The sequence below is a fragment of the Mycobacterium sp. genome (assembly GCF_044370595.1).
In the GTDB taxonomy this organism is placed as follows: Bacteria; Actinomycetota; Actinomycetes; order Mycobacteriales; family Mycobacteriaceae; genus Mycobacterium.
Window position 1 is genome coordinate 1 of record NZ_JBILVF010000147.1, and the last position, 8723, is coordinate 8723.

The window sequence follows — 8723 nt, forward strand, 5'->3', positions numbered from 1 at the left end:
TGGGACCCTCATAGCGGATCACCACCACGTCACCGGCAGTGATCGTGCCATCCTCCAAGGCATCCATCGCCGCGCGCTCGCCGTCGAAAACCCTTGCCGTACCTTCGAAGACGCTCGAGTCGAAGCCCGCTGACTTCACCACAGCACCCTCTGGGGCCAGCGAGCCGTGCAGGATGGTGATCCCGCCGGTGGGATGGATGGGATTGTTCAGCGCGCGCAGCACCTTGCCGTCGGGATCGGGTGGGTCGATGTGGGCGAGGTTTTCGGCCATCGTCTTGCCGGTCACGGTGAGGCAGTCGCCGTGCAGCAATCCGGCGTCCAGCAGTGCTTTCATCACCACCGGCACCCCGCCGATCCGGTCGACGTCGTTCATCACGTGCGAGCCGAACGGTTTAACGTCGGCCAGATGCGGCACCTTGGCACCGATCCTGCTGAAATCAGCCAGGGACAGTTCGACTTTGGCCTCATGGGCGATGGCGAGCAGATGCAGCACCGCATTGGTGGATCCGCCGAAGGCCATGACCACCGCGATGGCGTTCTCGAACGCCTCCTTGGTCAGGATGTCGCGGGCGGTGATGCCGCGTCTCAGCAGTTCGACCACGGCGATGCCGCTACGACGGGCGTAGCCGTCACGGCGCCGGTCGGTGGCCGGCGGGGCGGCACTGCCCGGCAGTGAAAGACCTAGCGCCTCACCGACACTGGCCATCGTGTTGGCGGTGTACATGCCGCCGCAGGCGCCCTCGCCGGGGCAGATGGCCCGCTCGATGGCATCGACGTCTTCCCTCGACATCAGGCCCCGCGCGCAGGCACCGACCGCTTCGAAGGCGTCGATGATGGTCACTTCGCGTTCGGTGCCGTCGGACATCCGGGCGAAACCGGGCAGGATCGACCCTGCGTAGAGGAACACTGCGGCGAGATCAAGCCGTGCAGCGGCCATCATCATCCCGGGCAGCGACTTGTCGCACCCGGCGAGCATGACCATGGCGTCCATTCGTTCGGCCTGCATCACGGTTTCCACGCTGTCGGCGATCACCTCACGCGACACCAGCGAGAAATGCATGCCCTCGTGGCCCATCGCGATCCCGTCCGAGACCGAGATGGTGCCGAACTTCATCGGGAAACCGCCGGCCTCGAAGACGCCGTCCTTGACCGCATTGGACAGCCGATCCAGCGACAGGTTGCACGGGGTGATCTCATTCCACGACGACGCGACGCCGATCTGCGGTTTGGCGAAATCGTCGTCGCCCATACCGACCGCCCGCAGCATTCCGCGGGCGGCGGTCTTCTCCAGGCCGTCGGTGACGTCGCGGCTGCGGGGCTTGAGATCGGGGGAATCAGTCACGCCGATCAGTATGCCTGCTCGCGGTGCCCGCGGAAATCGCCACGATACCCCCACCGGGTATGCGGTAGGGTGTCCCGCATGACCACCGCCGGCGCGGCAGAAACCGGGAACACGACCCAGGGTTATTCGGCCAGCAAGGACAACTACGCCAAGCGCCTGAGGCGCATCGAGGGCCAGGTGCGAGGTGTCGCCAAAATGATCGACGACGAGAAGTATTGCATCGACATCCTCACCCAGATCAGCGCCGTCAACAGTGCCCTGCAATCGGTGGCTCTCGGACTTCTCGACGAGCACCTCAACCACTGTGTTAGCCATGCCGTCGCGGCCGGCGGTGCGGAGGCCGACAAGAAGATCGCGGAGGCCTCGGCGGCGATCGCCCGGTTGGTGCGGTCCTGAGCGCGTGGCGGGGCTATTCGGGTCGCTGGTAGCCGATAACGTGGTGAGCGCCTTTTCGGCACCGCTATGACACTCGACGTTTCCGCCCCCGCCCGCCCCGGCCCCTGGACACCACGGGTCGCGCTTGCGCTGGCCGTACTGGCCGCTGCGGCCTTCGTCTACGTGACCGCCGAGATCATGCCGGTGGGGGCGTTGCCGGCGATCGCCGCCGACCTGGGTGTGAGCGAGGCGATGGTAGGCACGCTGCTGGCCAGTTACGCGCTGGTCGCGGCGGTGGCCACCGTGCCACTGGTGCGATTGACGGCGTCCTGGCCGCGCCGACGGACCCTCATTTTCACCCTGGTCTGTCTGACCGTGTCGCAGGTGATTTCCGCCCTGGCGCCGACCTTCGCGGTGCTGGCCGGGGGGCGGGTGCTGTGTGCGCTGACCCACGGCCTGATGTGGTCGGTGATCGCACCGATCGGGGCGCGGATGGTTCCCGCCACGCATGCCGCCCGCGCGACGATGGCGGTGTATGTCGGCACTGGACTTGCGCTGGTGGTCGGCAGCCCGTTGACCGCGGCGATGAGCGAATTGTGGGGCTGGCGGCTGGCCGTCATCGCGATCACCGTGGCAGCCGCCGCGGTGCTGATCGCCGCCAGGCTGACGCTGCCGCTGATGGCCGTGCCCGCCCCGGACGCCGCGTCCGGGCGCCGTCGGGTCTGGGACCTGAGCAACCGGCGCCTGGTCACGATGTGTGTCCTGACGCTGGTCGGGGTGACCGGCCACTTCATCTCCTACACCTTCATCGTCGTCATCATCCGTGACATCGTCGGGGTCGGCGGACCCAATTTGGCCTTGCTGCTGGCCGCGTACGGCATTGCGGGGCTGACCGCGATGGGCCTGCTGGCCCGCCCCGGCGACCGTCGCCCGAAAGCCGCGATCGTCGGATGCCTGGCCGGCCTGACGCTGGTCTTCGCACTGCTGGCCGGGTTGGGGTTCGCCGGCCGCAGTACCGCCGCGACGCTGCTGATCGGCATCGTCGCCGTGGTGGCCTGGGGGGCGACGGCTACCGCAGTCCCGCCGATGCTGCAATCCGCGGCCATGCGGCACTGTCCGGAGGATCCCGACGGCGCCTCCGGGCTCTACGTCGCAGCGTTTCAGATCGGCATCATGGCCGGTTCACTGGTCGGCGGGCTGCTCTTCGAGCGAACCGGTGAGGCCGTCATGCTCGCCGCGTCGGGTCTTTTGGTCGCCGGCGCGCTGACGTGCGTACTGCTGAGCAGGGACCTCTTCGCCGTCGAGGGTGTGACCAGCAGGGAGTAACGCTTGTCACGCCGGGGCCGATCATTTGCACAGGTCAGCATGTTTCCGGGTGGCTGCGTTGGGTGGAGCGTGGGGGGGAGCACTGCCGACGTTGTGTAACACTGGGACGACAACAAGCAAGTGGAGGAGTTCGAAAATGCGGGTCAAAGGCGTTCTGGCTACTGCGCTGTGCGTGGTGGGTATGACCGGCCTGGGCACTGGTACGGCGTGGGCTGATCCGGTCCCGCCTCCGCCACCCCCCGTCGAGCCTGCCCCGGTGGTGCTGCCGCCGCCGCCACCGCCCCTGCCGGGTGACCTGGTGCCCCCGCCCTTCCTGGCGCCCCCGCCGCCCGCTCCGGCCCCAGCCCCGGCTGCGCCGGCCCCCGCCGCGGCTCCCGCTGCTCCCGCCGCGCCGGCTCCCGCCGCGGCCCCGACACCGGTGGTCCCGAAGAACCCCGCGGGTGGTCCGGCATCGGTGCCTAAATCGAGCACCAACACCAGCACCGTCAGGGGCCAGAACAACTCGCCCTACACCGGTGACCCGGTCTTCGCGCCGCCACGCTTCAATCCGGTCAACGGCGCGCTGGTCGGTGTGGCCAAGCCGATCATCATTGACTTCCAGCGCCCCATCGCCGACCGTGCGATGGCCGAGCAGGCCATCCACATCGCGTCCAATCCGCCGGTGCCCGGCACCTTCTACTGGACTACCGACACCCAGGTGCGGTGGCGGCCCTACGACTTCTGGCCGGCCGGCACCCTGGTCACCATCGACGCCAGTGGCGCGAAGTCGAGCTTTCGGGTTGGTGACGCAGTGGTCGCCACCATCGATGACAACACCAAGCAGATGACGGTCACCCGCAACGGCGAGGTGGAGAAGGTCATGCCGATCTCGATGGGGATGGACAACGGCATCCACGAGACCAAGAACGGCACCTACTACGTGCTCGAGAAGTTCCCCGAGTTGATGATGGACTCCTCGACCTACGGAGTCCCGATCAATTCGGAGTACGGCTACAAGATCAAGGTGCCGTGGGCGGTCCGCATCGACAACAGCGGCGGCTTCGTGCACGGCGCCTCATGGTCGGTGGGCGACCAGGGTGTGCGCAACGTCAGCCACGGGTGCATCAACCTCTCCCCGGCCAATGCCAAGTGGTTCTACGACAACTTCGGCAGCGGCGACCCGGTCGTGGTGAAGAACTCCGGCGGCGGGCTCTACACCAAGCCGGACGGCGCCGACGACTGGCAGTGGACCCTGTACTGACGCGTCAGTTCCAGATGCGGACCCGCTGCTGCGGTTCCAGGTACAGCGCGTCGTCCTCGCTGACGTCGAAAGCCTCGTAGAACACATCGATGTTGCGGATGACGCCGTTGCAGCGGAACTCCGGCGGGGAGTGCGGGTCGACAGCCAGTCGGCGCACCGCCTCGGCGGGCCGCGACTTGGTGCGCCACACCTGAGCCCAACCGAACAACACGCGCTGCACACCGGTCAACCCGTCGATCACCGGTGCGGACTGGCCGCCTAGGGAAAGCCGGTAGGCCAGCAGCGCGATCGACAGCCCACCGAGGTCACCGATGTTCTCCCCGACAGTGAATGCACCCTTCACCCGCGGCGGGTCGTGACGGTCCTGCAGATCGCGCGGTATGAAGGCGTCGTACTGCTCGATCAGCATGCCGGTGCGAACGCCGAACTCCCGGCGGTCCTCATCGGTCCACCAGTCCACTAGGTGCCCGTCGCCGTCGTACTTCGCGCCCTGGTCGTCGAAGCCGTGGCCGATCTCGTGACCAATCACCGCACCGATCCCGCCGTAGTTGGCGGCATTGTCGGCGTCGGCGTCGAAGAACGGTGGCTGCAGGATGGCGGCGGGAAATACGATCTCATTCATGCCAGGGTTGTAGTAGGCGTTAACGGTCTGCGGTGTCATGAACCACTCATCCCGGTCGACGGGGCCGCCGAGTTTGGCCAGTTCACGGTCCGAAGCCACCTGCGCACCCCGAATGACGTTGCCGTACAGATCATCCCGATCGATAACCAGCGCTGCGTAGTCACGCCACTTGGCCGGATAGCCGATCTTGGCGGTGAACTTGTCCAACTTGTCCAGCGCGCGCTCACGGGTGGCCGGGGTCATCCACTCCAGGTCGCTGATGCTGACCCGGTAGGCCTCGCGCAGGTTGGCCACCAAGACGTCCATCCGGTCCTTGGCCTGCGGGGGAAAATGGCGTTCGACATAGAGTCGGCCGACCGCGTCGCCCATCAGGCTCTCCACCAGGGAGACGCCCCGCTTCCACCGTTCCCGGATCTGCTCCGTACCGGTCAGGATACGGCCGTAGAAGGCGAAATCCTCCTCCACCAGATCGGTCGTCAGCACCGACACTCGGGCGTGAATGAGTCGCCACCGTGCCCAGTCCTGCCAATCGGCGAAGTCCTGGCTCGACCACAACTCTGCGAAGGCTGTGAGGTAATCGGGCTGGCGCACAATGACTTCCGAGACGGCTTCTGGTGCAGCACCCATGGCGACGATCCAGCCGAACCAGTCGAAGCCGGGCGCCCAGTCGGGCAGTTCGGCGAAGGTCCGCAGGTTGTAGCTGAGGTCGGCATCGCGGCGGCGCACCACATCCCAGTGCTCGGCGGCCAGTTTGGTCTCCAGCGCCACGATCCGTCCGGCCCGTTGCACGTACGCGTCGGCCGTCCCACCGAAAACCCGGGCGAACATCGCTGCGATGTGGGCCGGGTAGGCGCCCAAGATCGCCGCGTGCTGATCGTCGCGGTAGTAGGACTCATCGGGCAGGCCCAGGCCGGACTGGCTGACGTGCATCAGGTAGCGGGAGGAGTCCTTGGAATCGGTGTTGACATACAGGCCGACCCCACCGCCGACGCCGGTGCGCTGGAACCGGCCAAGCGTCACGGCCAGCGCCTGCAGGTCCGGTGCGTGGTCGATCAGAGCCATCTCCTCCAGCAGTGGCCCCAGGCCGCGCCGTTCGACGGCTTGTTCGTCGAGGAAACTGGCGTACAGGTCGCCGATGCGCTGCTCGTCGGACCCTTCCGCGCCGACGGCTTCGGCAGCTTGGGTGATGATCTCGTGAACCTGCTCCTCGGCGCGGTCGTACAACTGGCGGAAGGCGCCGTCGGTGGCGCGGTCGGCAGGCATCACGTAGTCGGTCAGCCAGCGGCCGTTCACATGTCCAAACAGATCGTCCTGCGGGCGGACCGCCGGATCGAGGTGGGCCAAGTCGATCCCGGAGCGTTGGGTGTCTACTGTCACGCCACCATGCTTACCAGCTTCCCCGGGTCGCTTCGCTCCTGCCCGCCGGGCCAGCTTCCCCGGGCCGGTAGCCTCCCCTGCATGTCCGAGCCCGACACCGAGAGCCAACCCCTCAGCCCGGCCGGCCCGCCCGCGGAAAGGTCCGCGAGCCTGTTCTCCGGTTTCGGGGTGGCATCTGCGCTGCTGGCCGTGGTCGCAGTCGCCGCCGCCGCGCTGATCGCGGTGCTGTGGTCCGGACACCGCACCGCCGAGGCCGACCGCGACTACCAGGCGCGGGTGATACAGGCCGCTGCCGCGTGGACCGGGATCCTGATCAACATGAACACCGACAACGTCGAGGCCAGCATGGTGCGGCTTCGGGACGGAACTGTCGGTGAACTCAATACCGGATTCGAGGGGTCGATCGCCCCCTACCGCGAAGTGGTCAAGACCCTGCAGGCCAAGACCACCGGCCAGGTCGAGTCGGTGTCGATGGAGGTCATCCACTCCGAACTGGATAAACAGCCCGGACAGCGTCCCGCAGCGCCCGCCGCGCTGCCCGCGGAGTTGGCCTCCCGCACCGACACCGTGTTGGTGGTGGCCACATCGGTCAGTGAGAACGCCAGCGGCAAGGCCACCACCGTGCGATGGAACCTGCGACTGGGTGTCGCCGAGGTGGACGGCACCCCGAGAATCACCCGGTTGGAGTCGCTGCGATGAGGAACCTGGCCCGAGTGCTGGCCTTCGATGTCGCCGCTCCGGGCGCGGCCATCGGTGCTCTGCTGATGATCGGTCTGATGCTCGGCTGGCCGCTGTGGTGGGTGTCGGTGTGCTCGATCCTGTGCCTGCTCATCGTCCAAGCTGTGATCCTGAACGTCGTTCTCTACCGGCGTGATTCGGTGACCATGGGAACCGACGACGACACTCCGGCGCTGCGGTTGGCGGTGGTCGGGATGACGACTGCCGTCGTAGCCGCAGCGGCGGTGGTCGGCTATACCCGGTGGACGTTGCCGGACCGGCAGTTCACCGGCGACACCACCGAAGTGGTCCGACTGGCCGCAGAGGTCGCCGAGGCCACCGCCGCCTTCAACCCCGCCGACCCGGCCTCGGCACTCGACCGGGCCACCGCCGCGATGACACCCGAACGCGCCGAAGCGTTCAAAAGCCAATTCGGCCCGGTCACAGCCGATATGGCCAAACGGCGGATAACCGCTGAGGCCAAGACCATTTCAGCGGGGTTGGAGACACTTGCCCCGTCGGCGGCCACGGTGGCCGTACTGATGCGCGGAACTCAGACCGAACCCGGACAGCAGCCCAGCAGTGCCGTGCTCGCATTGCGGGTGGCTCTGTCCAAGCAGGACGGCCGGTGGCTGGTAGCGGACGTCGCTCCGATCAACGCGCGCTGACCAGTCGGGCGTAATCCACTTTCAGGCAGCGGTCCATGACCACCGTCAATCCTGCGGCGCGGGCCTGTTCGGCCACCTGCTGGTGCCACAAACCTTGTTGCAGCCACAGGTGTTTAGGGTGCGGATTCAGTTCCAGAATCTCCAGCAGCACCGCAGGCAGATCTTCATAGCGCCGGAACACGTCGACCATGTCGGGGACCACCGGCAGGTCGGCCAGCCTGGAGTAGGCCGGGATGCCGTCGACCGCGGTGACGTTGGGGTTGACCGGGTAAAGCTCGAAGTGGCTGTGCCGGGCGAGGTAGCCGAACACGTCGTGGCTCGGCCGGGCCGGGTTGTCTGAGGCCCCGACGACGGCGACCGTGCGGGTGTCGCGCAGGATGTCGCGCAGTTCAGTCTGGTTCGGGGTACTCATCGTCGGGTTCCGTGGTGGTCGCCCCCTGGGCCTGCTGGGCGCGAATCTTGGCGAACCGGTCAGAGAGGCGTCGCATCCGGATCATCAGAGACGCCGCCGGGCTCACCGTGGCATTCAGATAGGCGGCGAACTCCTCGCGACTGACCCCGATCCGCGAGGCGAACTCCTCATTACTCAGACCCGACCGCGTTCGCAGGATCTGCACATGCCTTGCAGCCTCCGTGCGCTCATTGGCCTCCAGATGACTACGCGCTCGGGTTAACACCTCATGCAGAGCGTGTGAAACACCATACGGCGCAGCAGATTCTAGTACTTCCTCGACCTGGCGGGCGGTGCGGCCATACGGGTCGCGCTTGACGGCCACGACAATCCGCTGCCAGACGGTGATGTCTCCGCTCTGCAGCGCAGCCCGGATCGACGAGGTGGGCCAGAACTCGACGGGGGTATCGGGGACGGACCGTTCGTGGGGGCGCGTCAACTGGCCTCCTCCAGGATCGCCACCGAAAGCGACAGGCAGCGTCGCCGATCATTGTCCCACGCGGCTGACGACCCCGCGCCGAACGGCTGATCGTCGACATCGTCGGACGGGATCGGGTCGGCCAGCCGGCGAACCAGTTGGGTCGCGAGCCAGAGTCGCTCAGGAC

The 8723-nt window shown here is 67.0% G+C and carries 9 protein-coding genes; 5 read left to right on the forward strand and 4 right to left on the reverse strand.

Going from position 1 to position 8723, the window contains the following annotated elements; genetic code table 11:
- Window positions 1-1342, reverse strand: a 1342-nt coding sequence (ilvD, locus tag ADBZ5N_RS15405) for a dihydroxy-acid dehydratase (RefSeq protein WP_526258851.1), incomplete at its 3' end; no start/stop codon positions are given.
- Window positions 1343-1420: 78 nt separating this feature from the next.
- On the opposite strand from ilvD, the gene ricR reads away from it, so the two are divergent.
- The 3 genes from ricR to ADBZ5N_RS15420 all read left to right on the forward strand — a co-directional run bounded on the left by ricR (window position 1421) and on the right by ADBZ5N_RS15420 (window position 4283).
- Window positions 1421-1738: a copper-sensing transcriptional repressor RicR gene (gene ricR / locus ADBZ5N_RS15410; protein WP_526258853.1), complete on the forward strand. Its 318-nt coding sequence runs from the start codon at window positions 1421-1423 to the stop codon at window positions 1736-1738.
- A 66-nt stretch (window positions 1739-1804) separates the two neighbouring features.
- Window positions 1805-3043 (forward strand): MFS transporter, encoded by a 1239-nt coding sequence (locus tag ADBZ5N_RS15415; RefSeq protein WP_526258855.1) that lies wholly within the window; start codon window positions 1805-1807, stop codon window positions 3041-3043.
- A 136-nt stretch (window positions 3044-3179) separates the two neighbouring features.
- Window positions 3180-4283, forward strand: coding sequence for a L,D-transpeptidase (locus ADBZ5N_RS15420; protein WP_526258857.1), 1104 nt, complete (start codon window positions 3180-3182; stop codon window positions 4281-4283).
- 4 nt (window positions 4284-4287) lie between these two features.
- On the opposite strand, the gene ADBZ5N_RS15425 is transcribed toward ADBZ5N_RS15420, so the two are convergent.
- On the reverse strand, window positions 4288-6282 hold the full coding sequence (locus ADBZ5N_RS15425) for a M13 family metallopeptidase (RefSeq protein ID WP_526258859.1): 1995 nt from the start codon (window positions 6280-6282) through the stop codon (window positions 4288-4290).
- 81 nt (window positions 6283-6363) lie between these two features.
- Between ADBZ5N_RS15425 and ADBZ5N_RS15430 the strand changes: the two genes are divergently transcribed.
- Window positions 6364-6981: a hypothetical protein gene (locus ADBZ5N_RS15430; RefSeq protein ID WP_526258861.1), complete on the forward strand. Its 618-nt coding sequence runs from the start codon at window positions 6364-6366 to the stop codon at window positions 6979-6981.
- Window positions 6978-7667 carry a hypothetical protein gene (locus ADBZ5N_RS15435; protein ID WP_526258863.1) on the forward strand — a complete coding sequence of 230 codons (690 nt, stop codon included), beginning with the start codon at window positions 6978-6980 and terminating at the stop codon, window positions 7665-7667. The genes ADBZ5N_RS15430 and ADBZ5N_RS15435 overlap by 4 nt, the downstream gene beginning before the upstream one ends.
- Here ADBZ5N_RS15435 and ADBZ5N_RS15440 read toward each other — a convergent pair.
- The gene (locus tag ADBZ5N_RS15440; RefSeq protein ID WP_526258865.1) at window positions 7654-8079 is read right to left on the reverse strand and encodes a CoA-binding protein; all 426 of its coding nucleotides are present in this window, start codon (window positions 8077-8079) and stop codon (window positions 7654-7656) included. The genes ADBZ5N_RS15435 and ADBZ5N_RS15440 overlap by 14 nt on opposite strands.
- On the reverse strand, window positions 8057-8557 hold the full coding sequence (locus tag ADBZ5N_RS15445; protein WP_526258867.1) for a helix-turn-helix domain-containing protein: 501 nt from the start codon (window positions 8555-8557) through the stop codon (window positions 8057-8059). Before ADBZ5N_RS15445 ends, ADBZ5N_RS15440 begins: the two co-directional genes overlap by 23 nt.
- Window positions 8558-8723: the final 166 nt, after the last annotated feature.